Annotated in this window: 21 protein-coding genes and 1 riboswitch; of the genes, 7 read left to right on the top strand and 14 right to left on the bottom strand. The window is 46.1% G+C overall.

The annotated features are described in order from the left end of the window. Positions 1-213 precede the first annotated feature (213 nt). The 4 genes from rlmD (at position 214) to pdxH (ending at position 4105) form a co-directional block, all read left to right on the top strand. Positions 214-1647, top strand: a complete 1434-nt coding sequence (gene rlmD, locus K9M52_RS03305; protein WP_224070644.1) for a 23S rRNA (uracil(1939)-C(5))-methyltransferase RlmD — start codon at positions 214-216, stop codon at positions 1645-1647. 15 nt (positions 1648-1662) lie between these two features. Then, a complete protein-coding gene (locus tag K9M52_RS03310) occupies positions 1663-2382 on the top strand; it encodes a rhomboid family intramembrane serine protease (RefSeq protein WP_224070645.1) in 720 nt (239 codons plus the stop codon). Positions 2383-2449: 67 nt separating this feature from the next. Continuing rightward, complete coding sequence (locus K9M52_RS03315; RefSeq protein ID WP_224070646.1) at positions 2450-3376, top strand: rhomboid family intramembrane serine protease; 927 nt, start codon at positions 2450-2452, stop codon at positions 3374-3376. Between the two features lie 60 nt (positions 3377-3436). Beyond that, a complete protein-coding gene (pdxH, locus tag K9M52_RS03320; RefSeq protein ID WP_224070647.1) occupies positions 3437-4105 on the top strand; it encodes a pyridoxamine 5'-phosphate oxidase in 669 nt (222 codons plus the stop codon). A gap of 22 nt (positions 4106-4127) precedes the next feature. On the opposite strand, the gene rpe is transcribed toward pdxH, so the two are convergent. Beyond that, complete coding sequence (gene rpe, locus K9M52_RS03325) at positions 4128-4778, bottom strand: ribulose-phosphate 3-epimerase (protein ID WP_224070648.1); 651 nt, start codon at positions 4776-4778, stop codon at positions 4128-4130. Positions 4779-4789: 11 nt separating this feature from the next. After that, a complete protein-coding gene (locus K9M52_RS03330) occupies positions 4790-5581 on the bottom strand; it encodes a tetratricopeptide repeat protein (protein WP_224070649.1) in 792 nt (263 codons plus the stop codon). A gap of 102 nt (positions 5582-5683) precedes the next feature. Here K9M52_RS03330 and K9M52_RS03335 point away from each other — a divergent pair, with 102 nt between their 5' ends. Continuing rightward, positions 5684-6265: a MarC family protein gene (locus K9M52_RS03335; protein ID WP_224070650.1), complete on the top strand. Its 582-nt coding sequence runs from the start codon at positions 5684-5686 to the stop codon at positions 6263-6265. 78 nt (positions 6266-6343) lie between these two features. Here K9M52_RS03335 and K9M52_RS03340 read toward each other — a convergent pair whose 3' ends face one another. The 8 genes from K9M52_RS03340 to K9M52_RS03375 form a co-directional block, all read right to left on the bottom strand. After that, positions 6344-6796, bottom strand: coding sequence for a universal stress protein (locus tag K9M52_RS03340; protein WP_224070651.1), 453 nt, complete (start codon positions 6794-6796; stop codon positions 6344-6346). Between the two features lie 7 nt (positions 6797-6803). Further along, positions 6804-7175: a fluoride efflux transporter CrcB gene (gene crcB, locus K9M52_RS03345; RefSeq protein ID WP_224070652.1), complete on the bottom strand. Its 372-nt coding sequence runs from the start codon at positions 7173-7175 to the stop codon at positions 6804-6806. 406 nt (positions 7176-7581) lie between these two features. Further along, positions 7582-7645: riboswitch (Fluoride riboswitch) on the bottom strand. Between the two features lie 193 nt (positions 7646-7838). Beyond that, positions 7839-8648: an OmpA/MotB family protein gene (locus K9M52_RS03350; protein ID WP_224070653.1), complete on the bottom strand. Its 810-nt coding sequence runs from the start codon at positions 8646-8648 to the stop codon at positions 7839-7841. Positions 8649-8833: 185 nt separating this feature from the next. Beyond that, on the bottom strand, positions 8834-10090 hold the full coding sequence (locus tag K9M52_RS03355) for a DUF1835 domain-containing protein (protein WP_224070654.1): 1257 nt from the start codon (positions 10088-10090) through the stop codon (positions 8834-8836). 26 nt (positions 10091-10116) lie between these two features. Then, positions 10117-11673 carry a T9SS response regulator signal transducer PorX gene (gene porX / locus K9M52_RS03360; protein ID WP_224070655.1) on the bottom strand — a complete coding sequence of 519 codons (1557 nt, stop codon included), beginning with the start codon at positions 11671-11673 and terminating at the stop codon, positions 10117-10119. A 332-nt stretch (positions 11674-12005) separates the two neighbouring features. Continuing rightward, complete coding sequence (locus tag K9M52_RS03365) at positions 12006-13403, bottom strand: TolC family protein (protein ID WP_224070656.1); 1398 nt, start codon at positions 13401-13403, stop codon at positions 12006-12008. A gap of 29 nt (positions 13404-13432) precedes the next feature. After that, positions 13433-16603: an efflux RND transporter permease subunit gene (locus tag K9M52_RS03370; protein WP_224070657.1), complete on the bottom strand. Its 3171-nt coding sequence runs from the start codon at positions 16601-16603 to the stop codon at positions 13433-13435. Positions 16604-16646: 43 nt separating this feature from the next. Then, positions 16647-17798 carry an efflux RND transporter periplasmic adaptor subunit gene (locus K9M52_RS03375; protein ID WP_224070658.1) on the bottom strand — a complete coding sequence of 384 codons (1152 nt, stop codon included), beginning with the start codon at positions 17796-17798 and terminating at the stop codon, positions 16647-16649. Positions 17799-18237: 439 nt separating this feature from the next. Between K9M52_RS03375 and clpB the strand changes: the two genes are divergently transcribed. Then, complete coding sequence (clpB, locus tag K9M52_RS03380; protein ID WP_224070659.1) at positions 18238-20847, top strand: ATP-dependent chaperone ClpB; 2610 nt, start codon at positions 18238-18240, stop codon at positions 20845-20847. A 75-nt stretch (positions 20848-20922) separates the two neighbouring features. Here clpB and K9M52_RS03385 read toward each other — a convergent pair whose 3' ends face one another. Beyond that, positions 20923-22317, bottom strand: a complete 1395-nt coding sequence (locus tag K9M52_RS03385; RefSeq protein WP_224071853.1) for an IS701 family transposase — start codon at positions 22315-22317, stop codon at positions 20923-20925. Positions 22318-22349: 32 nt separating this feature from the next. Then, the gene (locus K9M52_RS03390) at positions 22350-22559 is read right to left on the bottom strand and encodes a hypothetical protein (protein WP_119986438.1); all 210 of its coding nucleotides are present in this window, start codon (positions 22557-22559) and stop codon (positions 22350-22352) included. A 436-nt stretch (positions 22560-22995) separates the two neighbouring features. On the opposite strand from K9M52_RS03390, the gene K9M52_RS03395 reads away from it, so the two are divergent. Further along, a complete protein-coding gene (locus K9M52_RS03395; protein WP_224070660.1) occupies positions 22996-23898 on the top strand; it encodes a metallophosphoesterase in 903 nt (300 codons plus the stop codon). 55 nt (positions 23899-23953) lie between these two features. Here the strand turns inward: K9M52_RS03395 and K9M52_RS03400 are convergent, their stop codons facing one another. Both K9M52_RS03400 and K9M52_RS03405 read right to left on the bottom strand, forming a co-directional pair. After that, entirely contained in the window at positions 23954-24859 is a 906-nt protein-coding gene (locus K9M52_RS03400; RefSeq protein ID WP_224070661.1) for an ROK family protein, read from the bottom strand. 42 nt (positions 24860-24901) lie between these two features. Further along, positions 24902-26374 carry a sialate O-acetylesterase gene (locus tag K9M52_RS03405; RefSeq protein WP_224070662.1) on the bottom strand — a complete coding sequence of 491 codons (1473 nt, stop codon included), beginning with the start codon at positions 26372-26374 and terminating at the stop codon, positions 24902-24904. Between the last annotated feature and the right edge of the window lie 7 nt (positions 26375-26381).

Raw genomic sequence — 26381 nt, forward strand, 5'->3', positions numbered from 1 at the left:
TAAAATCTGTTTTTAAACCTCTTTTTAAAATTTTCTTCTTTATTATTCGAACGCAAAAGTACAGCTAATTATTTATATTGTAAAATAATTTTAGCGAGACCAGCCGCGTTAATTGATTATTTTTTGTATTATAGGCCAAAAATAAGCGATTTACTAACAAAATTGCCTTCGTTACAGGGCAGGTTTTGCCCGATCATCCATTATCTTTGCAACGTGAGAAAAAAACGCCCAAAAATCGTTCTGGAAGACATCCTCGCCCTTGATTATGCCGCTGGCGGCAAAGCCATTGGCAAAAATGAGGGTAAGGTCATTTTCATTGAAAACTGCATCCCCGGTGACCGGCTGGATGTACAGCTGACTAAAAACAAGAAGGACTGGGCCGAAGGCTTCCCGGTCAGGTTCAAAAGCTACTCTACGGACAGGATCCAGCCTTTTTGTGACCATTTTGGGATCTGCGGCGGTTGTGCCTGGCAATCACTTCCTTATGAGAAGCAACTCTTTTACAAGAGAAAGCAGGTACAAGACAATTTCGAGCGGATCGGCAAACTGGTCTTCCCGGAAATTGCGCCTATTATCGGCTGTGACCAGACCACTTCTTACCGCAATAAGATGGAATATACCTATTCCACAAAAAAATATATCTCGACTGAGGACATGCTGGCCATTAAAGAAGCCGGTCAGTCTTTTGACCCTACCGCCGATAAAGGTGTGGCCGGATTTCATGCGAAAGGATTTTTTGACCGGGTGGTAGAGATCGACACCTGTCATCTGCAGGCGGAGCCTACCAATAAGATTCGTAAATTTATTGCCCAGTTCGCCAGGCTCCGGCAACTGCCGTTTTACGACATAGCGGCACACACTGGCTGGATCAGGACCGTGCAGGTCAGAAACACCCGGGGCGGAGACTGGATGGTTAATGTGGTAATGGGCTATGACGCACCGGAACACCGGGAGCAGTTAATGGCTCTTTTACAGGAGAAGTTTCCGGAAATTACCTGTCTGCTCTATACGATCAATGAAAAGAAAAACGACAGCCTCTATGATCTGGAACCCGTTGTCGTTAAAGGAGATGGTTATATCATAGAACAGTTAGAGCGTTTTAGGTACAAGATCAGCCCTAAATCATTTTTCCAGACCAATTCCAGACAGGCAGAAACCCTGTACCGGGTGACCCGGGAATTTGCGGAACTCAGTGGCGGACAGACTTTATATGATCTGTACTGCGGTACAGGCAGTATTGGCATATTCTGCAGTGAAGGGGCTGACTCTATTATCGGGGTCGAAGTCATTGAAGATGCCATCACAGATGCCAGGGCAAACGCGGCGCTCAATCACCTGGATAACTGTCATTTTTATGCAGGGGATGTGATTAAGATCTGCGACGATGATTTTTTCGCGACACATGGGCGTCCGGATGTCATCATCACCGATCCGCCCAGGGCAGGCATGCATGAGAAACTGGTACAAAAGCTTCTGGAGATCGAGGCGCCGCTGATCGTCTATGTCAGTTGTAATCCCGCCACGCAGGCCCGGGACCTGGCCTTACTCAGTGAAAAATACGAGATCACCCGGGTACAGCCTGTGGACATGTTTCCGCACACACTACATATTGAAAATGTAGTGCAATTAAAATTAAAAACGATTTAAACACATTTATATATTATGCAAAACGGCAGGCAACTCGGACTACCCCCTTTCCCACCGGTCATTAAAAACCTGATTATAATTAACTTTCTGGTTTGGATGGCCCAGAGTTTTCTGGGCGACCATGTGACGGTGTGGATGGAAAATACTTTTGCCCTGCACTCTTTTCTGAGCCCGCTGTTTAAACCCTGGCAGATCGTCACGCATATGTTCATGCACAGTCCCTTTGGCGGACCGCTGGGCATTATGCATATCCTGCTCAACATGTTCGGTCTCTGGATGTTTGGTTCTGCGCTGGAAATCAACTTTGGCGGCAAGCGCTTCCTCAGCTTTTATCTGCTATCCGGTATCGGAGCAGCACTCATCTATCTGGGCTATCTTCAGTATGAGCTCTCCCCGGTGGTGAACCAGTATCATGCACTCTTAGCTTCCGGCGCACCGGATCTGTATCTGCAAAAATACGTGGAGGTCATTAACTCTGCGATGCTGGGCGCCAGCGGTGCAGTATTTGGTGTACTGGCTGCCTTTGGCTTCCTGTTCCCGAATACACAGTTATATCTGTATTTCTTTTTACCGATCCCGACGAAATGGGCTATTATAGGTATTCTGGCTTATGAATTATACGGCACTTTCGCCGGTTCGGATGATGTCGCTCATGTAGCGCATTTGGGAGGCGCATTAACCGGGTTCTTAATAATATACTTTTGGAACAGATATAACAGAAGGCATTTTTATTAACCATACCCTCTGTCTCTCTGTGCCGGGCAATTGAATACAAAGCGTTTAATTATAATTAAAAAAGGAAATGAACTATACCGTCTCTCCTAAAAACAGGATTTCTCTAGGCAGCACAGGTAACGCCCTGGTCTTGCTGCTGATGGCCAATGCAGTGCTTTTTGTGCTGCTGATCTTCTTTAAGGTCTTTTATTTTATGACAGCGACCAGCAATGTTGCCAGTGTGAATGTGGCTTTATTTCATAAGGAGATCTTTGATTATTTTGTATTGTCCGCTCAGGGATCTGTAACACTGCACCGGCCCTGGACGCTGCTCAGTTATATGTTCTCTCATGAATCTTTACTGGCACTATTATCCAATCTGCTCTGGCTGGCGGCCTTTGGATTTATCCTGCAGAGCCTGGCAGCTAACCGTAAGATGATCCCACTGTATCTTTATGGTGGCCTGTTCGGCGGTTTAATATTTGTACTCTGCAGCACATTTATACCGCATTCAGCCCATATGGCCCAGCTGGTCGGAGCAACCCCCGCTCTTATTGCCGTAGCGGCGGGAACCACTACGCTCGGCCCTAAATACAGGATATTCCCAATGCTGGGTGGCGGGATTCCACTCTGGGTTTTATTTGTGATTTTTATGGCTATTAATCTAAGTGCCGGTGCTACCGCCGGACTGCCTTTAATACTGGCATATGCCGGCTGTGCGCTGCTGGGATTTTTTGTCATCTGGAGCTGGGATAAAAAAGGAAGAGACTATTGTGAATGGATGTATAACCTGGTCTACCGCATTGACGATATCTTCAATCCTGATAAGAAAACGATTAAAAAAGGCGGCAGGCGACAGCAGCTCTTTTACAAGACCAGCGGTCAGCCCTATAAGAGAACCGAACTGATCACTCAGGAGCGTGTGGACGAATTACTGGACAAAATCAAACTCAAAGGCTATAAATCGCTGTCCAAGGAAGAGAAAGCCTATCTGGAAAGAGCCAGTAAAAAATAGCTTTAAGATCCTTTTAATCGCTTTTTTCAAGATCACACAGCCCATTAATAATAATGCGTCATGAGTCAATCAACAGATAATCCCGCCTCCCCGCATAACGATATAGCAGCTATCAGAACTGAATACAGACATTTGACGCTGAATGAATCGGATGTGGATGCTGATCCGTTTAAGCAATTTGACCGTTGGTGGCAGCAGGCCATCAGTGCTTCAGTAGTAGAAGTAAATGCCATGACCCTGGCCACGGCTTCCCGGGATGGTATTCCGGACGCCAGAATAGTATTACTTAAAGATATTACGGAAGAGGGCTTCGTTTTTTTTACCAATTATGAGAGTAGCAAGGGCAAACAGTTAACCGGGAACCCCAATGCTGCCCTGGTCTTTTTCTGGAAGGAACTGGAAAGACAGGTGCGGATTAAAGGTAAAGTCATAAAGGCCAGCGCTGCGCTCAGTGACCGGTATTTTGCCTCCCGTCCGGCCGGCAGCCGGATCGGCGCCTGGAGCTCTCCCCAGAGCCAGGTCATCGCCTCCAGAGAGATACTGGAGCAAAATGAGCATGATTTTAAGCTAAAGTTCGGAGAAGACATCCCAAGGCCCGATCACTGGGGCGGCTTTGTCGTCTTACCCGAGAGTCTGGAATTCTGGCAGGGGCGTCCCAGCAGGCTCCATGACCGGATATACTATTCTAAAAATGAGGATGGCTGGCAAATATCCAGGTTAGCCCCTTAATACGTACCGATACATCCGCTCATCAGGCGTCCAGCAAATCTGCGATCGCTTTTTGGGGATCGGGAGCCTTAAATACGGAACTACCGGCTACCAGCACATTAACGCCACTGTCAAATAAGGCCCGTGCATTCTCCTGGGTTACGCCTCCATCAATCTGAATCAAGGTCTTCAGCCCTTTTTCCAGTATAAGCTGGCTTAACTCTTTTATTTTGACATAGGTATGTTCAATAAATTTTTGTCCGCCAAATCCCGGATTAACGCTCATCAGATTCACCACATCGGCATGCTGAATGATGTCCTTTAGAAAATCAATAGGCGTATGAGGATTAACGGCAATACCGGCTTTCATATCCATATCATGGATTTGTTCCAGCACACGGTGTAAATGCGGACAGGCTTCAATGTGAACGCTGAGCTGGTCAGCACCTGCTTTTTTAAAATCAGCAATATATTTTTCCGGTTCGACAATCATCAGGTGTACGTCACAGAATTTATCCGTGGCACCGGCAATATGCTCCACTACCGGCAGCCCGAAACTGATATTGGGTACAAACCGGCCATCCATGATATCCAGATGGAGCCACTCGGCAGCACTGTCGTTGACCATGGCCACTTCCGAAGCGAGTTGCAGAAAATTAGAGGCCAGGAAAGAGGGAGCGATAATGCGCTTCATATAATATGTTTTTACGTAGCTGATACTTTTTGTTGAATGGCAGGTTGATAAGGTTTGATCAACAGGCTTTTTTGATAATAGGCTCTGGCACTGTCTTTTTGTTGCATTGCCCCAAAAACATCGCCGGTTATATTGAGCAGGTCTATAGACGCCTGATTGTGCTTTAAGCCCTCCAGGACTGCTTCTTTCGCAGAAGCCGCCTGTCCCGTCTTTAAAAAGAACCTGGCTTTTGCCACATAAGCTTCGGCAAAAGCCGGATCTAACTGAATACTTTTATCCAGATAACTCAATGCATTTACCGAGTCCATTTTCCCGGCAGCGAAAAGCCCCTTGATATAATTACTGTATATGGGACTGGTGGTCAACTCATCTGCTATTTTAAGGCAGGTGTCCTGATTGTGCAAAGCATAGATCACGGCCTGGGCCAACAAGGCCTCTTCGCCTTTATACTTTGTCAGAGCCCTGTTAAAGGAAGCCTGTGCACCTGTTGTATCCGTACTGTCCAGTAATATCTTCGCTTTTACGACCCAAAGACCATATTTCGAGCTGTCTGTACTGAGCAGCGTATCCATTTGCGTGAGCGCTTCTTTATATCTGCCTACGCTATCCAGTTTCTGAGCTGTCAATAATCTAAGTCCGGCGCTGTCCGGATGGGCTGCCAGGAACGTCAGATAAGCATCCGCTTCTTTTTGTTTAAATGCCAAAGAATGGGGATCCTCTGTTCCCTGCTGGCAGCTGCTAACAGCTGCGACTGTCACCACTATCCCTAATAGGCCTTTTAGCAGGCCGGTTATTTTCATCATCCCACAAATTTAGTGAAGGTTCACCGCTTGTACAAGGCATTTTCAAGGCAATTCCCTAAAAACTATCAATTATTTGTATTTTTGCAGCAAAGTCAATTCTATATGCGCTTTCAGTTTGATCATTTACTCACTGTTACTTTTACTTTGTTTGCGGTCATTGATGCGCTGGGCTCCATTCCCCTGTTTATTTCTATAAAAGAAAAAAGCAAGGGACAATTCAATGCCAAGAAAATATCCATTATCTCAGGCATTATCATGATTGTCTTTTTATTTGCCGGGCAACAGTTCCTGGATCTGCTGGGGCTGGATATTAAATCCTTTGCCGTAGCCGGTTCCATCGTGCTGTTTCTTTTAGGCCTGGAAATGATCCTGGGGCACGAGATCTTTAAAGGGGACAATAACCCCGAACTCGGCGTTATTGTCCCCGTGGCGTTCCCCCTTATCGCCGGCAGTGCAACGCTGACCACGATCATCTCCCTGAAGGCTATTTACAGCCAGCTGGAGATCATTGGCGGCATCTTGCTGAATCTCTTCTTTGTCTATATTGTCATAACATCACTGCGCTGGTTTGAGAAAATGCTGGGCCCGGGAGGTATCATCGCTGTCAGAAAGATATTTGGTGTGATCCTGCTGGCCATCGCCGTAAAGATTTTCTCGTCCAATATGGGTGCATTCGGCTCTTAAATCTGCCTTTCTGTTTACTTACTGTATGGATATACTGAATGGCCCTTTCCAGGAGTTCATCTTTCCCTTCACGAATACCTACTGCTCCATATGTGGAGGCGTGAGCAAAACCGGTACTGTTGCATGACGGACCACATACTCAGCTTTGGAGCCGCTCAGCATTCGTCCGATGGCGCTACGGCCATGTGTGCCCATTACAATCATATCAGCTTTCCACTGCCTGGCGATCTTCAGTATCTCTTCTTCCGGAATGCCATGTGGTGTAAACCTTGATATATCCTGAGCTCCATTATACATCTTAATAAAGTTATCAATAGTTCTTTCAGCCTCCGCTACAAGAACCGTCTGACTTTCCTGAGGTGTAATCCCCAGGTCTGCATTCACCACTTCTTTAGTAGGATCCACGGCGTAGACTAAAGCGACAAAAGCGTGTATCATATGTGCCAACTCAAATCCGGCCCTGGCAGCCTTGGCAGACAAAGCACTGTCATCAATAGCGATTAATATTCTTTTGAACTCCTGCTGCATCATCTGTCAACTATTTTATAAGTAATATGCCGATCCAGGTTGCCAGTAATCCTAAGATCACGCTACAGCCCAGATACATGAAGAAATAAAGAAAATTCCGTTCCGCAATCAGGCTCACACCTTCATAGGAGAAACTGGAAAAAGTGGTAAACCCGCCGCAGATCCCGGTAATTAAAAACAGTCGCCACTGAATATTAAACGCCGGCAACCGGGCCGTTAGTCCATATAGTAAACCAATAGCAAAACAACCGATAATATTTACCGCTAAGGTGCCCGTGGGAAAGCTCAGGGGTGCAATCCTGCTCACCCCGACCTGCAGTAAATACCGGCATACACTACCGATCCCTCCGCCCAACGCCACCAATAAAACTGATTTAACCATATTCTTTAGATATTTATCGTTTTCTTTCTGTATCCCGAACCACTCCACCTGTCTTCCGATACGCTACTTATAGATAATCACGGCACCCCGGAGCCCCTCCTTATGCTTCATCAAAAAAGCTCCGGCTGACGAAAAAAAATTCTAAACAGCCTCCGGTCACTGCACCTGATTGATGATAGGGTGACTGGTAAATTGAGGCGCCCTGACACGTGATTTTTTATGGCCGGACTGGCCATTATCATTTTATTCGTGGGAAAATACATCGGTTCACTTATCAGAACCTTCGGCTTCTGCCCAAATACAGAAGCCTTTTGTATGTATCTTGAAAAAAGTCGTTTGATTGTATTCATGGCCACCTACAAATTTTCAATACAATTTAAATTGGTCATTCATTGACCAATGATTGTTCTTTGCAGGCGCCATCAGCTTTCTCAGCGGTTTAGTTGGAAGGCACCATTTCCACTTTGATCTTAAAGATCCTCCTAAAGATAAATCAAATGTGTGACAACTTGATCAGGCTTCAACGTATTTACGCAATTTTGCAGGACCTGCTGTTCCTGCCTGGCCATATATAACAGTTATTTTACAGCAGAAGCCCCTTTGTGAATCGTCACAAAGGGGCTTCTATACCTTCCGGTATCTTTGCTGATCAAAAACCGCTTCTTATTGATTGATCAGATTATACAGTTCATCCAATTTCGGAGATAAAATAATATCTGTACGACGGTTTTTGGCCCTGCCTTCAGGCGTCGAATTAGTGGCCACGGGATCGTACTGGCTATGTCCTGACGCGACCAGATTCAGTGGGCTTACACGGTAGCGGCCTACCAGTATCCTTACAATAGAATTTGCCCTGGCGGTACTTAATTCCCAGTTATCCTGGAATCTGCCGCGAATCGGCACCGAGTCCGTGTGCCCCTCAATATCAATCTGGATATCAGGATTGGTATTCAGAACAGCTGCCAGCTTGGCCAAAGCGTCTACCCCTTTTGTACTCACTACCGCACTTCCGGACGGAAAGAGCAGGTTTTCCTGCATACTGACATATACCTTGCCGTTTTTCTGAGTAACGGTCAGTTCGTTGGAACTAAATCCGGATAGGGCATCAGCCATTTTCTTTCTCAACGCTTCAGATTTTTCCTTCTGCGAGTCTAACAGGGATTGCAACTGCTGTAATTTCTGTTGCTGCTTTTTAAGCGCTTCTTTACTCATAGCCAGCTGATTCTCCTGTGTATTATTATTATGGGACAAAGAAGCCACCTGGTCGTTCAGATTAGAGATATCATTCTTAAGGCCTGTGATCCGGTCCTGCAAATCACTGATATTATTGGCCATACGGGCACTATCACTTTGCAGTTGTCTGGTTCTTAGCTGAGAAGCGACCAAATCTCTTTTGGGTACGCAACTGCTAAAAATAAATATAAAACAAACGAGTGCTAACCCGTAGATTTTCAATGCATTGCTTTTCATCATGTTTATTTTTTTATTTAACTGTTTTTTCAGAGTTTCTGTTACCACACAAGTAATTCACTACATAGTATACTATTAATCAACAGATTAAATGATTAAATCTATCACACATCTGTATTATTACCAACACCATGCCTAAAACCGGATGTACAATCATTTTGTGAAAATAACAGTTAGTGCCGAGGCGCTTATTTATTGGGGGCATCCTCTGCCTCTTCACCTGCATCATCAGGATTCAGTTCAACGAACATCTGACCCTGTGTGGCTTTTAAACTGACGTTTTTAGCGCCCTTATCAAAATCACCCTGCATGAGAATCTGGCCTGATTCAACAAGTGATTTAATCCGCCAGACAATATAGTACTCAGGTAGTCCCAGCTTAGCTTTGGTCGTTAACAAGGTTTGCAGCCTGGAAAACTTCATCGTTGCTGATCCCAGCTGGTCTAATATTATTTTATCATAATAGTCGTCCTCCTTAACAGACAGTTTTTTACCACCCTCCAGCAACCTAACCGATCCGGATTGTCTGGATAGCTTATCCCACTCTTCGGGGTCCAATTCAAATTCACTAAGGGTGACTACTCTTGCCAGCCTGGAGGCTTTTACAAATTCTTTGGGCAGGATTTCTGCGAGTTGTCTGGGATAGAAAATGTGTCCTTTCTCATCAATAAACGGGAGGTTATTCAGGTATAACACCTGTATCCGTCCCTGGAACTGCATCACTTGACTGATAACATGAAAATACCCCGCTACATCCCTTTCGTTTTGTCCCATCCAGATCCATAGGACTGTGTCTTCATCCTGTTCCAATTGTTGGAAGAGCTGATGCAGCTTCATTTTATCTGAAGACATGACTGCAGGCTGCTCTTCCTCCGGGAGTCCCAATACAGATTGCCACCATTGCTTCCTGGCCTGCCAGCCTTCAGCCTGCTGTAAATCAGCTATCGGACCTAAACTATAATTATCTTCTATATAGACCACTTCCCCGGTCATTTCCGGTTCCAGTTCAAAACTCTGTTTTATCTGTTCCCCTCCCGGCTGATCGAAAACCATATGTATAATCCTCGCTGGCTTTTGCGGCTCCGACGCCCCGGCTGGTTCTTTCTTTTTCTTTTTCTTTGTTCTGGGTTTCGGCTTATCCTCCTGCTGCACATCCTCTGCGTCCGTCAAATTCTCTTCCCCATCAGTTTCACTGCCGGCCACCTCCGGGCCGTCCGCAGGCCCTGCCGCTTCATCCTCTTCCATTTCCGATACTTCTTCTCCCGCTTCACCGGTTTGTTCTATATCCTCTTTTTGCCTGTTAATGTCCTCCACAGTTTCCGGCTGCAGATCTACCAGGTCAGAAGCAGCACCTTCATCAGTGACTGCATCCTGCTCCTCTATATTATTTTCCAACTGCTCGTCGTTTTCCTTATTTATATCCTTTTTTCCCTGCTCAATGCTCATATTTAAATATTTCTACCTTTAGACGCTTACTTACTTTCCATCTGGATAATGGGAATAATCATTTCTTCCATGCTGACCCCACCGTGCTGGAAAGTGTTTTTGTAATAATTGACATAATAGTTGTAATTATTCGGATAGCACAAAAAGCCATCCTCCTTGGCAAAAATAAATGAACTATTGACATGAGGCAAGGGAAGTCCGCCTTCTTTTGGATTTTTAAAGGCTAAAACATCTTTCGCGTTGTAATTCAGGTTTTTACCATGCTTATAGCGCAGATTACTGGTTGTCTGCTTGTCCCCAATCACTTTAAAGGGCGTTTTTACCTGGACGCTGCCATGATCTGTGGAGATCACCAGCTTTATTTTTCGGTCAGCGATCTTCTTTAGCGCCTGCCTGAGCGGACTGTGCTCAAACCAGCTTTTGGTGATACTGCGGTAGCCCTGCTCATCCCCTGCCAGTTCTTTCAACACTTCCATTTCAGTACGGGCATGACTGAGCATATCCACAAAGTTATAAACGATGACATTCAGGTCATTGATCAGCAGATTATGGATTCCACTGACCAATTGTTGCGCATCCTGATTACCAACAACCTTTGTATAACTGTAGCGGATATCCTTTTTCTGCATTTTTTTGATAAAGGAGGCCAGGAATGCTTCCTCATGGAGGTTCTTTCCCCCTTCTTCTTCATCATTTTTCCATTGTTGCGGGAATTTATCCGCGATTTCAAGGGGCATCATCCCGGCAAAAACCGCGTTACGGCAATACTGTGTCGCTGTGGGCAGAATACTGTAATATGTATCTTCCCTGATCATGTTAAAATCCTCCTCGAATAAAGGCTGGATCATTTTCCACTGATCGAAACGAAGATTGTCGATTAAAATAAAAAAAACAGGTATCTCAGGCTCTAAGAGTGGCACCACTCTTTCTTTCATCAGGTCCGGGCTGAGAATGGGGCGGCGGCCGCTACCTGCCTGAATCCACCCGGTATAGTTCTTAGAAATAAATTTAAAGAAAGCTGTATTCGCCTCTTGTTTCTGGGACTGTAATATTTCCATCATTTCCGGGCTTCTGCTTTTTTCCATTTCCAGTTCCCAGTAAACAAGCTTTTTATAGATCTCCTGCCAGCCGGACGCGTCCTGATTGTCGCTCAGCGCCATAAACAGTGACCGGAACTCCATTTGATAGGCTGATGTGGTTTTCTCGGCCACCAGTCTTTTATTGTCCAGTATTTTTTTGAGACTCAGTAAGACCTGATTGGGATTGACCGGCTTGATCAGATAATCGGCAATCTGGGAGCCGATGGCTTCCTCCATCAGGTTTTCGGTTTCATTTTTGGTAACCAGAACAGCCGGCAGGCTTTGATGGACCGCTTTAATAGCAGCCAGGGTTTCCAGACCACTGATGCCCGGCATCGACTCATCGAGCAGCACAACATCCGGTTTGTTTTCTTTTATGTATTCTATTGCGTCGAAGCCATTGGTGAAAGTGATGACCTCATAGCCTTTTTGTTCTAAAAACAGTTTTTGTGACTTGAGGCTTTCCATTTCATCGTCCACCCATACAATACGCGCATTTGCCATTTACTAGTTGGTTTTCTTGATATGTTCTAATAATCGTCTCTATAAGCTTCTAAAGGTACGTCAATGGATGTAAAAAAGGCCTAATATCAACAGAAAATTAATATAAAATTCAGAAAATCAAATATTTATGTGAAAGCGCATTCAAAAAACAAAACGCCGGGCGAGTAACCGTCCTCTTTGCCATCAGCCACTACATTATCTGCCTGAAGCATGGTTGTTCATGTATAAATGTGTTTGTAAAATTCAGAAGGCAAAAAATTAAATTGTAGCCTTGTAAAAATTAAAATGCCGTCAACCCATATTTCTACAGGACCCTGTTTCAATAAACCGGCTTACTGCCAGCCGCCCCCCATCGCCGCATATAGATTAACGATCGCCTCATTGCGCTGCAGATAATCCGTCACCTGGCTGATTTCGGCAGCGAGCAGGCTCTGCATGGCAATCAGCACCTCGCTATAATCTGCAAAATCATTACGGACCAGCTCCTGGGTATAATCGACCGCCTTATTCAGGCTATTGAGCTGCATGGTACGGGGACCGATCTTATCCGTGGCAGACCGGTAACTGTATAAGGCATTCGACACCTCCTGTCCGGCATTCAACAGCTTCTGCTTAAAGTTATAGAAAGCCTGCAACTGGTCTTCCTTGGCAACAGCTAAACGCGTCTTGTTGGCCCGCCTGTTGAAAATGTGCTGGGTCAGTCCACCCAGCACACCGCCTACCAGGGGCCCGCCGTTAAAAAATGAGGACAGCGCATTACTGGAAAGACCGCCATTAGCGGTTATCCTGAGCGAGGGATAAAAATACGTTCTGGCGACATTTGTCATCTCGAAAGCCCGCCTGAAATTAAACTCTGCTTCCCTGACATCCGGCCGGTTGGACAGTATCTGGGCAGGAACGCCGGTCTTGAATAATGGAATAAATTCTTTTACGGTCAGACTGTCCCTTTTAATTTTTCCCGGATCTCTCCCCAACAAATAACAAATGGCATTCTCTGTCTCCCTGATATTTCTTTTAAGATCCGGAATCGACACCTCAGTCGCATATAATCCTGCTTCACTTTGCACGACAGCTGCCTGTGTCACCTTCGCTCCTTTTTTCAGATCTTTCATCACATCCACCGTTTTCTTCCACGTCTCAACGGTTTTAAGCGTAACGCTCAGTTCCTTGTCATAGGCCATCAACGTGTAGTAATTTCTGGCAATAGATGCCACCAGATCTGTCTTGACCGCCTGTGCATAGGCTTCCGACTGCAACAGCGCCGCCATATCGGCTCTCTGTGCGCTTTTCAGTTTACCCCAAATGTCCGCTTCCCAGGTGGCTTCCACGCCCGCCTGATATTGATGTACATGACTCAGGTTCCCGGACGTATTGGCTCTTCTGGCATATTCAATACTGGCATTGGCATTCAACTCCGGATAGTTATTCATCCGGCTCTGCATCAAGTAAGCATCTGCCTGATGGATTCTGGAATAGGCTGTTTTTAAATCCAGGTTATTATCTATCCCCTCCTGAATCAGCGCCTGCAGCAAGGAGTCTTTGAACAGATCCTGCCAATGCAAGGTTCCGATCCGGGCGGTATCATCAGATATTAAGTGACTGCTCCTGAAAAGACTGTCTACCTGGACATCGGGAGCATGATAGGTCTGGAGTACAGACTTACAGCCGCTGATGGCCATTAACGATACCAGTAAAAAAAGAATAACAGATGAATAGCTATGTTTACGCATTTTTTAAACGATTCTTTATTCAGCCCTTCTTACACTTCCGGTTGCCTGGCAGAAATGAAAGTAGCAGGTTGAGTTTCTAATATGTCGCCCGGCTCATTTCTGCCTTTTCTCAGCCGTTCCTGAAAGGATTGAAAAATAATAAATAACACAGGCGTAATAAATACCCCGAATATAGTTCCGATCAACATCCCACCTACGGCACTGGTTCCGATGGAATGATTCGCGTTTGCCCCCGCTCCGACAGTGAGCATTAGCGGCAATAAGCCAAAAATAAATGCGAAGGAAGTCATCAAAATGGGCCGCAACCGCATTTTGGCACCAGAGATGGCTGCTTCTGTTATGGCCATGCCCGCCCTTCTTCTCTTGACCGCATATTCTACGATCAGAATAGAATTTTTGGCCAGCAGGCCGATCAACATGATCAGTGTGATCTGAACATAGATATTATTGCTGACGCCCAGAAGCTTCACAAATAAGAAGGCCCCAAACATACCGATGGGAATCGTCAGGATAACGGACAACGGTAACACATAACTTTCATATTGCGCACTTAATAACAGATATACGAAGATCAGGCAAAGCAAAAACACGTATATCGTCTGACTTCCTGAATGCTGTTCCTCTCTGGACAATCCGGAATATTCATAACTAAACCCTGGCGGAAGCGTCTCCCGGGCCACCTGCTCGATTGCGGCAATGGCCTGACCGGAACTATACCCGGCATTGGGCGATCCGTTCACACTGATAGAATTAAACAGGTTAAACCGGGTGATACTTTGCGAACTGTAAACGGTGGACAGACTGACAAACTCTGTAATCGGCACCATCTGTCCGCTCTTGGTCCGGACAAAGATAGAATTAAGGCTCTCAGGCGTCATTCTATATTCGGGCGACGCCTGCACCACGACACGGAACTGCTGGCCGAACTTATTAAAGTTAGAGGCATAGACACCGCCAAAATAACCTTGCATGGTACTGGTGATATCCGTTACGGCCAGTCCCGCATTTTTCACTTTGGGCACATTCACATTCATCAGGTATTCCGGAAAGTTCGGGTTAAAGGAGGTGGTCGCATACTGGATCTCCGGCCGCTGGCTCAGATCACTTAAAAAATCTTTACTGATCTTATAAAACCGCGCAATATCTCCACCGGTTTTATCCTGCAACTGAAAGGAGAAACCGCTGGTTGTTCCAAAGCCCTGAATCGTTGCCGGCGCATAAAACTTAACCTCCGCTTCCTTAATACCGGCTGTCTTATCAAAGAGTTCCTGAATGATCGCCTCTACATCCCGGTGCCTTTGATTCCAGGGCACCAGCGACATCACCAGCATACCGTAGTTATTGCCTGAACCGGACAGGCGCCCTCTGCCTGTCTCCTGCATGATATCACGGATCTCCGGAATGGTGGCGGCGATCGCTGCGATCTTGCGGGTCACAATACCTGTCCGCTCAAGGGAGGCGGCAGGCGGCAACGCAATATTACAACTGATTGAGCCTAAATCTTCTTTAGGCACAAAACCGGTGGGTGTGGACCGGCCTATAAAATAAAGGGCAGCTGTAAACACCACCAGTATCCCAATGGGGATCCATTTTTTCTTATTGAAAAATGAAATAGCCTCCACATACCGGTTGGTAACTTTTTCAAAAGAAGTATTAAAAGCCACATAGAACCGCTGTAAAAAGCTTCGTTTGGGCCGCTTCTCGTGATGGCTTTTTAAAAAGAGGGCACAGAGTGCCGGGCTCAGCGTCAGGGCATTGATGGCGGACAGCACAATGGCAATAGCAAGCGTTAACCCAAACTGTTTATAGAACATGCCGGCAGAACCTCCGATAAAACTGACCGGTATAAATACGGCGGCCATAATCAACGTAATAGAAATAATCGCCCCCGAGATTTCTCCAAGCGCATCTATACTTGCCTGCCTGCCCGAAACGTACCCCTCATCGAGTTTCGCATGGACAGCTTCCACGACGACAATCGCATCATCCACCACGATACCGATGGCCAGGATCAGCGCAAACAGCGTCAGCAGGTTGATCGTAAACCCGAAGAGCTGCAGAAAGAAAAAAGTACCGATAATAGCCACGGGCACTGAAATAGCAGGGATCAGCGTGGACCTGAAATCCTGCAGGAACAGGAAGACCACCAGAAACACCAATATAAAGGCTTCGACAAAAGTATGTATGACTTTATCGATCGAGGCCGTCAGAAAGGCATCCACGTTTTTCAGAACGGCAAAATGGACACCTTTAGGAAACGCCTTTTCCGCGTCCTTCATCACCTCCAGCGTATGGCGGATCACCTCCCTGGCATTCGATCCGGCCACCTGGCTCACATATATGGATACGCTCGGATGACCATTGGTAGAAGAGGTTGTCAGATAACTATAGGCACCCAGTTCTATTTTGGCCACATCGCTGAGGCGCAACAGCCGCCCCCGCAGATCACTTCTGATAACGATGTCTCCAAACTGGCTGGTATCGGTCAGCGTACCGGGATATTTGATCACATACTGAAAAGGCTGGTTGCTGCTTTCTCCAAACTGACCGGGTGCTGCCTGAATATTTTGTTCTTTGAGTGCGGCCGTAATATCGGAAGGCACCAGCCCGTAGGAAGCCATCTTAGGTGCATTCAGCCAGATGCGCATGGAATAGTCCATCTGACCGGACGCGGACGCGTCCCCCACCCCTTGAATACGTTTAATGACCGGTACAATATTGATATCGGCATAGTTCTGTAAAAAGGTCTGATCAAAGGAAGGATTCTCGCTATAGACGGAGAAGGCCAGCAAAGTACTGGTTTGCCTTTTCTTGACTGTTACACCCGCCAGTGTTACTTCCTGTGGCAACTGTGGTGTCGCCCGGGCGACGGCATTCTGCACATTCACGGCCGCAATATTGGGATCACTGCCAATCTTAAAAATCACCTGGATCGTTGCCGAGCCGTCATTGCCTGCCGTAGAAGTAATGTAATCCATGTTCTCAACACCATTGATCTGCTGTTCCAGCGGAACGATCACACTTTTAAGTACCACATCTGCATTAGCGCCGGCGTATTTGGCACGTACCTGAATGGTAGGCGGCGCGATATCCGGATATTGGGAAATGGGTAAGTTAAGAATCCCGATTATGCCCAGTATCACAATCAATACGGAAATAACAGTAGCAAGAACAGGTCTTTTAACGAATAACTTTAACATAATGCTGAGAATAACGTCCCCGACTTAATTATGGACGGATGGTTTATTTGTCTGTTGCGCTGATGGATTGCTGTAAAGAGATCATCCTGGGTTCAATCACCAGATTTTCTCTCAGGTTATCGATCCCGTCAGTCACGATACGGTCTCCCGGCTTCAGACCACTTTTGACGACATAAAACTTGCCGTTATTGGCCCTGTTGACACTGATGCTTACGGAAGAAACTTTATTATCCTCGTCCACCTTATACGCAAACAAGGCACCCTGAATCTGATAGGTCGCTTTTTGCGGGATCAGGATCGCATCCGGTATGGTGGTCGGCAGCCGTATAATCGCGCTGCTGCCATTGCGGATGATGCCGTTGGGGTTGGGGAATACGGCCCGCAGGTTAACGGCGCCCGTCTGGGCATTAATAAAGCCGCTGGCGGACTCAACCTTGCCTTTGTGGGAGAATATGCTCCCATTAGATAGAACCAGCATCGCCGGTGGCAGGGTGGCGAGCTTTTCCTGGATTGTCTTTCCCTTTGCTGAGGCAAAGAAATCCAGTTCCTGTTTTTCGTTGATAGAAAAATAACAGTAGATCTGTGAGATATTAGAGACGGTTGTCAGTGCGGTAGCGGTAGAACTCCCCACCAGACTGCCCACTTTAAAGGGAAGAATACCGATCACGCCACTCACAGGGCTATAAATAGACGTATAGCTTAAATTGATTTTTGCATTCTCGAGTGTCGCTTCTGCCTGCGAGAGTGCCGCCTTCTTTGCTTCGAGCGTAAACTTGGCGGATTTTAACTCATAGTCGCTGATAATGCCTTTTTCTACCAGCGGCTTTACCTTATTCACGTTCATAACGGCCGCATCTACATCTGCCTTGGCAATATTTATATTGGCTTTGGCCGTTCTGACATCCTGCTCATATTGCGGCGCATCAATCTTAAACAGGAGTTGCCCTTTACGGACAGAAGCCCCTTCTTCCACATAGATCCCCGAAATGAATCCATCGATTTTAGGCCGGATCTCTACATTCTCTATACCCTGAATGGTGCCGGGATAGTCGGCATATAATGTGGCCGTGTCGGACCGGATCTGAATAACAGAGTAGGTATTGGCAGTTATCTGGTGGCTTTTCTTAGCCTTGCTTTTACAGGAAACGACACCGAGCAATGTAGAAACACATAAAAGCAATATGAATGGACGCATAAGAAAATAAATATATTATATAAATTTACATGTAAAAATACAAAGGAGAAATCCTGCAGTAAAAACCGAACTTTGATAGGATTTAACTGTTCAGGTTTAATGTGTCTTTCTGCTCCTGAAGGTTTTCTTTGAAAGATCCATAACGGTCTCAATGGAGCCTGCTGATGCGGTAAACTTTATTGATAATAAGATATAATCTTTAAGACAGAATTGCATAAAAACAACAGCATTTCTGACGTTAAGACAGTCTGCATCAATAATTTATGCCAATATTGCACATTTTCCATATTTGTATATTTATTGTTGTTGGAGTAAAAGTCACCTTAAAAAAGCGTAAGCATCTGACTGAGTCTGTGAACAAACCTTAAAACAGGTTTAGCATTAGAGTCTTTAACTTTGATAGGCGGCTCAAAAAAAAATCAAAAAGAATTAAATAAGCATGAATCCAAATAATTATACGATTAAGGCACAGGAGCTGATTCAGGCAGCTCAACAGATTGCCTACAACAACAATGACCTGAATATTGAGACCAATCACCTTTTACTGGCCCTGCTCAATGAAAAGGAAAGTACGATCGAATTTCTGCTAAAGAAAAATGACATCAATATTCCCTATGCAGAAACCAAGGCCACGGAATCTTTGACCAGGCTGCCTAAGGCCGCCAGCGGTGAGCCTGCCCAGCAGGTCGGCCGGGAAATGAACAATACGCTCTTGCGTGCGGCTAAGGATATCAGTCAATTCGGAGACGAATTCATCAATCCGGAGCATTTATTATTGGCACTTGTACAGGGCAACGATGATACAGCCAAATTGCTCAAAGATGCAGGCCTTACCGAAAAGGGGCTGATCGCCGCCATTAAAGACCTGCGTAAGGGAGGTACCGTGAATTCACAGACGGCTTCCCAGGAAGTCGGCTCTCTGAAAAAATATGCCAAGAACCTCAATGAACTGGCGCAGGCCGGCAAATTGGATCCGGTCATCGGCCGTGACGAAGAGATCCGCCGGACGCTGCATATCCTTTCCAGGAGGTCCAAAAACAATCCGATCCTGGTGGGGGAACCGGGGGTCGGTAAGACGGCTATCGTGGAAGGACTGGCACACCGTATTATTAACGGGGATGTGCCCGAGAACCTGAAAACGAAGATTATTTACGGGTTGGACATGGGGCTACTGATTGCCGGCGCAAAATATAAAGGTGAATTTGAAGAGCGCCTGAAGGGTGTTATCAAAGATGTCGCTACCAGCGATGGGGAAATCATTCTTTTTATCGACGAGATCCATACGCTGGTCGGTGCGGGCGGTGGAGAAGGCGCGATGGATGCCGCCAATATCCTGAAACCTGCCCTGGCCAGAGGCGAACTCAGAGCCATTGGTGCGACTACGCTGAATGAATACCAGAAATTCTTTGAAAAAGACAAAGCCCTCGAGCGCCGTTTCCAGAAAGTCATGGTGGATGAACCTTCCATCGAAGACGCAGTATCCATCCTCAGAGGATTGAAAGAGCGTTATGAGACCCATCATCATGTGCTGATCAAGGATGAAGCCATTATCGCCGCTGTAGAGCTATCTAACAGATATATCACCGACCGTTTTTTGCCGGATAAGGCCATTGACTTAATTGATGAGAGTGCCGCCAAGCTGCGCCTGGAAATGAACTCCATGCCAGAGGAGCTGGATGAATTGGAAAGAAGGATCCGTCAACTGGAGATTGAAAGAGAGGCCATCAAAAGAGAGAACGATAAGGCGAAGCTCGGTGAGCTCAACACCAATATCGGGAACCTGATGGTGGAGCGGGATACCTATAAGGCCAAATGGCAACAGGAGAAGGAAGTCGTTGAGAAAATGCAGAATGCCAAGGCAGCTATTGACACGCTCAAGGTGGAAGCCGAAAAAGCCGAAAGAGAAGGGGACTATGGTAAAGTCGCTGAGATCCGCTATGGCAAGATCAAGGAACAACAGGAAATCATTGACCAGACGGCCCATCTCCTGTCTGATATCTCCGAAAAAAGACTGCTGAAAGAAGAAGTAGACGCAGAGGATATCGCTGAAAATGTGGCAAAAGCCACCGGCATTCCGGTCAGCAGAATGCTCCAGAGCGAAAAGGATAAGTTATTGCAGCTGGAAGATCACCTCCATCAAAGAGTTGTTGGCCAGGAAGAGGCCATTACTGCCGTGTCCGATGCGATCCGCAGGAGCAGGGCGGGGCTGGGTGATCCCAAAAAGCCGATCGGTTCTTTTATTTTTCTGGGGACAACCGGTGTGGGTAAAACCGAGCTGGCCAAAGCACTGGCAGAATTCCTGTTCGATGATGAATCGATGATGACCCGGATCGACATGAGTGAATACCAGGAGAAACACAGTGTTTCCAGGCTGGTAGGGGCGCCTCCCGGCTACGTAGGATATGAAGAAGGCGGTCAGCTGACAGAAGCCGTACGCCGTAAACCTTATAGTGTCGTATTATTCGATGAGATTGAAAAAGCGCATCCCGATGTCTTTAATATCCTTTTACAGGTACTGGACGACGGGCACTTAACCGATAACAAGGGCCGGGTGGTCAATTTTAAAAATACCATCATTATCATGACCAGTAATATGGGCAGCCATTTAATCCAGGAGGCGTTTGAAAATCACAGCGATGATATTGATAAAGCAGAAGAGATCGCCAAAGATGAGGTCATGAATCTGCTAAAGGAAAATATCCGGCCTGAGTTTCTGAACCGTATTGATGAAATCGTGATGTTCCATCCACTACTTAAAAAGGAGATCCGCAATATCATACACATCCAGCTTAAACAGCTGAAAAAACAGATCGCGGCAGGTGGTATCCATATCGATTTCAGCGATTACGTGATCGATTATCTGGCAGAAAACGGTTATGACGTGCAATTTGGCGCCAGGCCGTTGAAAAGGTTTATCCAGAAGGCCATTGTCAACCCGCTCAGCAAGAAAATACTGGCCGGTGAGATCGACAAAGACCACCCTGTACTGGTAGACGTCTTTGACGGTATCGTTGTCTTCAGAAATGAGGAGACGGTGAAGGAAAAATAAATATATGGTGAAAGACCGTAAGAAATAATGATGCTGCAAGCGCCTGATGGAAATCATCAGGCGTCTTTAGTTTGGCTAATTTCTGGCATAAAAGAAGGAGGAAAATGAGGGATTTGCCATTTTTTCGCACTTCGATAATTTTTTTTCAATGTTCACGAAGTCGGAAAAATTAATATTTACACTTTGCGCCCAATTTTCAACTCTACATCTATTTATAATATCACCAGTAGTAACCCTTTGCTTTTTAATATTTACGTACCATTTAGGCCCAGGGAGTTGTTTTTTTGATTTGGACTGCTGCTGTTTGTGCGATGCCAGTATCATCATAGCATAACATGCGGATACAAATGCCGGAACTTTTGCTACCGCAGTTTTTTCCCGGATTTGTGCCTGACCACATCCCATTAATGTTTTCTGATCTCTAAAGCCGACTTCTATCTCCCATCTTCTAATATAAGCCTGGACCTGCAGGAAAATATCTATCTCTTGATTGGTTGATATTAAATAGGCGGGAGCACGATACAGTAATTTTGATTTTTTGGTGAGCCTATAGGAAACTGGCCTGATAATGATCAGCATTAAGTCTCTCTTACCTGATTTTCGCCAGCGTATATCTTTTACAACTTTCACATTGAATGTACGCATCTTTCCTGCAGCCCATGCTTCAACCTGCTGATAAGGATAGTCATCGCTTTGTCGGATTTGTTCTGGTGTGGGGAGCTCTTCTCCATAATATCGTTTACGTCCCTTTCCTGATTGTTGCTCTTCTGGTAGAGCATAAATTTTTGAATCCTTCCTTATGCGGCCAATGAGTTCTACATTTTCTGGAAGTTGCCTTAAAACAGTTCCATTCGTGTAACTGCCGTCCACGCTCAGGATAAGTTTTTTATTTTTATAGCCATCGTCATCTAAGCACTTTCTCAAGGCTATGACACGCTGGACGCCTACTTCGCTCATTTTTTCTTTCTTCTGTCTTTCCCGGTATAGTGCTACTTCCTGGTCGGTCGCATTTTTTGACGGCTTCTTGGTGGGAGGACAATGTTTGAAGTCTACCGGGATGGCCCTTGATGGACCGCAGAGGTCTTTTTCAATGAGCGATAAAGAGAGTTGAACAAATCGTTGGCCCCAAATGAAATTATTACAAAACGGGGGGCCAAGTGGATCCCTTAGCCATCCGGTCCCTGATATTTTCTTCCCTCTCTTCCTTAACAGGGTATCGTCCATGTGTGCATAAATAAAATCGCCTTTCTTTCTATTTTGATACACGACCTCCTTTCTAACTTCAGAAAAAATTGCATTCATATCCATTCTTTCACCCTTAAATATTCGATAGGCCGCACTCCAGTCCTTAAACTGATTCCCACTTGCTGTTAACATCCCTGTTATCGTACAACGTCCAATACATGAAATAACTCCGTGAGACAAATCGCGAGCTCTCTGAAAAGTTCTGGATTGCTTGAAAGCTGTTATACATCTATCGAATAATTCATTAAAGCAAGCAACTACTCCTTCTTTTTGGGGAGTTTTTTTTTAAGATCTTTTACGGATTCATCACTACGCTGAAGTACTAGGCGCTGGTGATCATCTATCACCCACTCAACAATCTCTCCTTGCTTAAATTCTATTGCCTGAGCCACGGCAGCTGGAAAATTTACATACCATTGCTCACTCTTTGCTCTTTTTATTATCTGAATTTTAGTTGGATATCCCATATCTAGTCGTTTAACTAGATATAAAGATCACAAAAAATAGCAATATAACCAACTAAATTGCTATTTTTTTTTGCCTTATCTAGAAAAAGGCCAAACTAGAGGCGCCTGATGGAAATCATCAGGCGTTTTTATTTTGGAATAGTCGCATCCTTTGTTCACGTTTTTTCCTTGTTCACGTAACGTGAACAAGGAAAAAACGTGAACAAGAAAGAAAGCAGGGGTAATAAACTGTGCCTCTGAAATGCGAAAGGAACAATAGGAAGATCGGTAAACGGGAACCCATTCCTACGGGCGGGACAGATGAAATAATCGCACCCGGGATAAATAATTTTCCCAATTGAATCAACCTTTTTAATTTTGAAAGAGTTCTTACCCGATTCAAGGTCACTCTTCTCTTCAAAATACAAAAACCGACGTACAATTAAAAAAATAAGCTATGATGAAAGTAAATCACCTGATATATCTCTGCATACTTGCGCTGTTCGCATCAACAGTCAATGCGCAGCTTAACGCCCCGGTCATCCGGTTCGGGCTTATTGCAGATCCGCAGTATGCCAATGTCGATCCACAGGGAAGCAGGTTTTACCGCAACTCTCTACCTAAGCTGGACACCGCTGTTGCCGCGTTCAATCAACAAAAGCTGCCCTTTATCATCAATTTAGGCGATATCACTGACCGGAATCCTAAGGATCTGGATACGGTTCTATTTACGATCAGCAAGTATAGGGGTAAAGTATATACCACCACCGGGAACCACGACTATACACATATAACAGACAACCAGTCCTTATATAAAAAACTGCAAATGCCGGCTGCCTATTACGCCTTTAACAAGGGCAATTGGCGCTTTATCATGCTCAACACAAATGAAGTCGCTTCTTATTCAAACATCTCCGGCACACCTAAGGAAAAAGAGCTGCAGCAAATGTTGCAGCAAATAAAAGAAAACAACGGCAAAAATGGTTATCCGTACAATGGAGGTATCAGCAAAAAGCAATTGCAGTGGCTGGAGCAGCAACTGAGAAATGCCGAGAGAAAAAAAGAAAATGTACTGGTGTTTTCTCACCATCCCCTGGGATGCGCTGTCGGCTTAACCGCCCTCAATGATCAGGAAATCACTTCCGTGATCCGGCAATACAGCTGCGTAAAGGCCCTCATTTCCGGTCATCATCATGCGGGTGCATTTTGCCATATAGGTTCAATTCCCTGTATCGTTGTGGAAGGCATGGTGGAAACGGCGGACCAGAATTCCTACGGTACTGTTACATTATACCCGGACCGGATCGTTCTGGATGGCCAGGGAAGAATGACTTCCCGAACAATTAAGCTGACAGATTAGTAGCAGATTCGGGGAAAGAGGCAATCCCCTCCTTCCCTCACTGATGCAAATCGACTCAGGCCGGTTTTTTCTGCCAAAGGCTGGCCGCCCCCAGTAATGCAGCTGATTCTCCGAGAGCCGCTACTTTAAAATTGAGTTCAATTTGCATTTCCTTCAGTTTAGCTATCAGCGGCTCAAGAAAATAAACATGCGCCTGCGCGATATTGCCTCCGATGACGACCAGATCGGGAGCTGTATATTTTTGAAGATAGCATTGAAAAAATAAAGCGAGGTTGCCTGCAAACATATCGAAGATCATTTTAGCGATTTTTTCCCTGCCCGGTTGCCGCAAATCCATAACGCCATTTATGTCTATATCTCCCACAGCTTTCGCCGTCTCAATAAACCATCTGGTAGAAAAATAATCCTCTGCCCGGCCGTCCAGAAAAGCCTCCGCAGACAGTGCGGCGTCTGTCGCAATGCCACAGCGCCCGAAAGCCGTCCCGAACCCCGTTCCCAACGTAATGCCCAGCACCTCACCGGCATCTTTAGCCGCACCGGCAAAGAGCTCTCCGTCCAGGAAACAGGCCGCATCATTTTTTAAGCGTATCGAATCCGGGTTGATCCCAATTCTGTCTGCTAACAGTGCTTTAATATTCAATCCGTATAAACTATCATACTTATCAAATCCCTTTATCCTGGAAATACCCTTTTCATAGTCAAAGGGGCCTGGCATGGCAATCCCTATATTCAATTGCCCATATGCATCAGAGATCCTTGTGTCCGGATCAAAGACGCCGCCCTTTTCCAGACAGCGCTTTACGGCTCCGGCCCAGGCGTTCAAAATGGCTTCGGCCGTTCCGAACCGGTCTACTTTCTCTCTGACCATCGATGTCGAAACGACTTCCCTGACGTCCATAGCTACCAATGCCGCCGTAATATGTGACCCCCCGATATCAATACCTACAACATGATCTTTCATACCCCTGACTTTTTTAAAGTAAAATAGTTTTGCCTTATCTGTCTACAGCGCCCAGTTATCTGTCCTGAAAGGCGCCACAGGCAACCCTTCCACGTTGAATAAGTGGCATTCCGCGTAATCCTTAAACCCGTACCGCACGGCCACAGGCGCCTTGACCTGATCACTTTCCAGCTCAATAAACTTTCCCTTTATCCTGGCCTGTGCAGGATAAAATCTGCGATCGGCGCCCGCGATCTCAAATGCATTTAACGGGCTGCCATCGGTCATTAAACCGCGACTTGCATGGGTAAAAGAGACGCGGACTTTTGCGCCTTCAATCTGCACCGGTGACTGGAATGCGTCATATTCCGGACTCTGATAAGCCAGTCCTTTGTATCCGTAATCGTTAGCCAGTGCCCAGTATAATAACCGCTTACTGATAACAGTTTTCCGCCTGGGATGTATCGCATTAGGTTCACCGGCGTCCATACTCACCACCATTCCGGATTTAGGGATTCTATGACTGGCCCTGGCCTGCGCCTCCCGGAGCGGGGCTGCCGGCCCGATCGTGTCCCGATACTGATAGGGCGCAATCTGTACGTAATAGAACGGCCAGTCTCCCGCTGCCCATTTCTTCCGCCAGTCGGCTACCATGCTCTCCATCAGCTGATCATAGATATTGGGATTACACCTGTTTTGTTCGCCCTGATACCAGATCATCCCCTTGATACCAAAACCGGCAAAGGGATGTATCATCGCGTTATACAGCAAAGTAGGTTCGTTCTTATTCATTTTTCCTGCAACAGGCTTAACGGTTTTATCGTCAGAAGGAAAGCGCTTCATGCTGCTTTCTGACATCCAGCCTTCAATCATCGTTCCACCCCAGGTCGACATGATAATACCGACCGGAATATTCAGTTTCTGCTGTAGCCGGAGCGCGAACTGAAACCCCACGGCGCTGAATTTGCCCGCCACCTCAGCATCAGAGACCTGCCAGCCCGTAGAAGGGCAGTCAAATTCCGGTGTCCGGGACAGCGCCCTTTCATAACGGATCAGCCGCAATGAAGGATTGTTTGCCTGCGCCAGCACATCATTAGCACCTAAAACCGGCTGATTGTAGAAGCCCCACATAGGCATCTCCATATTAGACTGCCCTGAACAGACCCAGACCTCGCCGATCAGTATATCACTTAGCAGGATACGCTGCTGACCATCGCCTATACGAATCTGATAAGGCCCGCCCGCAACGGGGGTCTGAACCTTCAGCCTCCAGCTACTGTCTGAACCAACCCTGGCCTGATAACGCCGCTGATTCCAGGAAGTTGTAACATCAACCGTCGCCCCTGGGGATGCCTTCCCCCAGATGGCCACCCTGTCCTTTTGTTGCAGCACCATATGGTTACCGATCACCGAGGGCAGCGTAATTTCCGCGGTACTATCCAGCACTGAAAAACAAATGATGATCATCATCAGCATCAGCCCTCTGGCTTTTTTGACACCGGGAAAATACATCCCGTATAACAGTTTACTTATCACTTCAGGT

Source organism: Arachidicoccus terrestris (genome assembly GCF_020042345.1).
GTDB classification, from domain to species: Bacteria; Bacteroidota; Bacteroidia; order Chitinophagales; family Chitinophagaceae; genus Arachidicoccus; species Arachidicoccus terrestris.

Excerpts from the sequence above, each read along its gene's own strand:
- K9M52_RS03310 (WP_224070645.1), top strand. The coding sequence starts at position 1,663 with ATGCAAAACGGCAGGCAACTCGGACTACCCCCTTTCCCACCGGTCATT.
- K9M52_RS03315 (WP_224070646.1), top strand. The coding sequence starts at position 2,450 with ATGAACTATACCGTCTCTCCTAAAAACAGGATTTCTCTAGGCAGCACA.
- pdxH (WP_224070647.1), top strand. The coding sequence starts at position 3,437 with ATGAGTCAATCAACAGATAATCCCGCCTCCCCGCATAACGATATAGCA.
- rpe (WP_224070648.1), bottom strand. The coding sequence starts at position 4,778 with ATGAAGCGCATTATCGCTCCCTCTTTCCTGGCCTCTAATTTTCTGCAA.
- K9M52_RS03330 (WP_224070649.1), bottom strand. The coding sequence starts at position 5,581 with ATGATGAAAATAACCGGCCTGCTAAAAGGCCTATTAGGGATAGTGGTG.
- K9M52_RS03335 (WP_224070650.1), top strand. The coding sequence starts at position 5,684 with ATGCGCTTTCAGTTTGATCATTTACTCACTGTTACTTTTACTTTGTTT.
- K9M52_RS03340 (WP_224070651.1), bottom strand. The coding sequence starts at position 6,796 with ATGATGCAGCAGGAGTTCAAAAGAATATTAATCGCTATTGATGACAGT.
- crcB (WP_224070652.1), bottom strand. The coding sequence starts at position 7,175 with ATGGTTAAATCAGTTTTATTGGTGGCGTTGGGCGGAGGGATCGGTAGT.
- K9M52_RS03350 (WP_224070653.1), bottom strand. The coding sequence starts at position 8,648 with ATGATGAAAAGCAATGCATTGAAAATCTACGGGTTAGCACTCGTTTGT.
- K9M52_RS03355 (WP_224070654.1), bottom strand. The coding sequence starts at position 10,090 with ATGAGCATTGAGCAGGGAAAAAAGGATATAAATAAGGAAAACGACGAG.
- porX (WP_224070655.1), bottom strand. The coding sequence starts at position 11,673 with ATGGCAAATGCGCGTATTGTATGGGTGGACGATGAAATGGAAAGCCTC.
- K9M52_RS03365 (WP_224070656.1), bottom strand. The coding sequence starts at position 13,403 with ATGCGTAAACATAGCTATTCATCTGTTATTCTTTTTTTACTGGTATCG.
- K9M52_RS03370 (WP_224070657.1), bottom strand. The coding sequence starts at position 16,603 with ATGTTAAAGTTATTCGTTAAAAGACCTGTTCTTGCTACTGTTATTTCC.
- K9M52_RS03375 (WP_224070658.1), bottom strand. The coding sequence starts at position 17,798 with ATGCGTCCATTCATATTGCTTTTATGTGTTTCTACATTGCTCGGTGTC.
- clpB (WP_224070659.1), top strand. The coding sequence starts at position 18,238 with ATGAATCCAAATAATTATACGATTAAGGCACAGGAGCTGATTCAGGCA.
- K9M52_RS03390 (WP_119986438.1), bottom strand. The coding sequence starts at position 22,559 with ATGGGATATCCAACTAAAATTCAGATAATAAAAAGAGCAAAGAGTGAG.
- K9M52_RS03395 (WP_224070660.1), top strand. The coding sequence starts at position 22,996 with ATGATGAAAGTAAATCACCTGATATATCTCTGCATACTTGCGCTGTTC.
- K9M52_RS03400 (WP_224070661.1), bottom strand. The coding sequence starts at position 24,859 with ATGAAAGATCATGTTGTAGGTATTGATATCGGGGGGTCACATATTACG.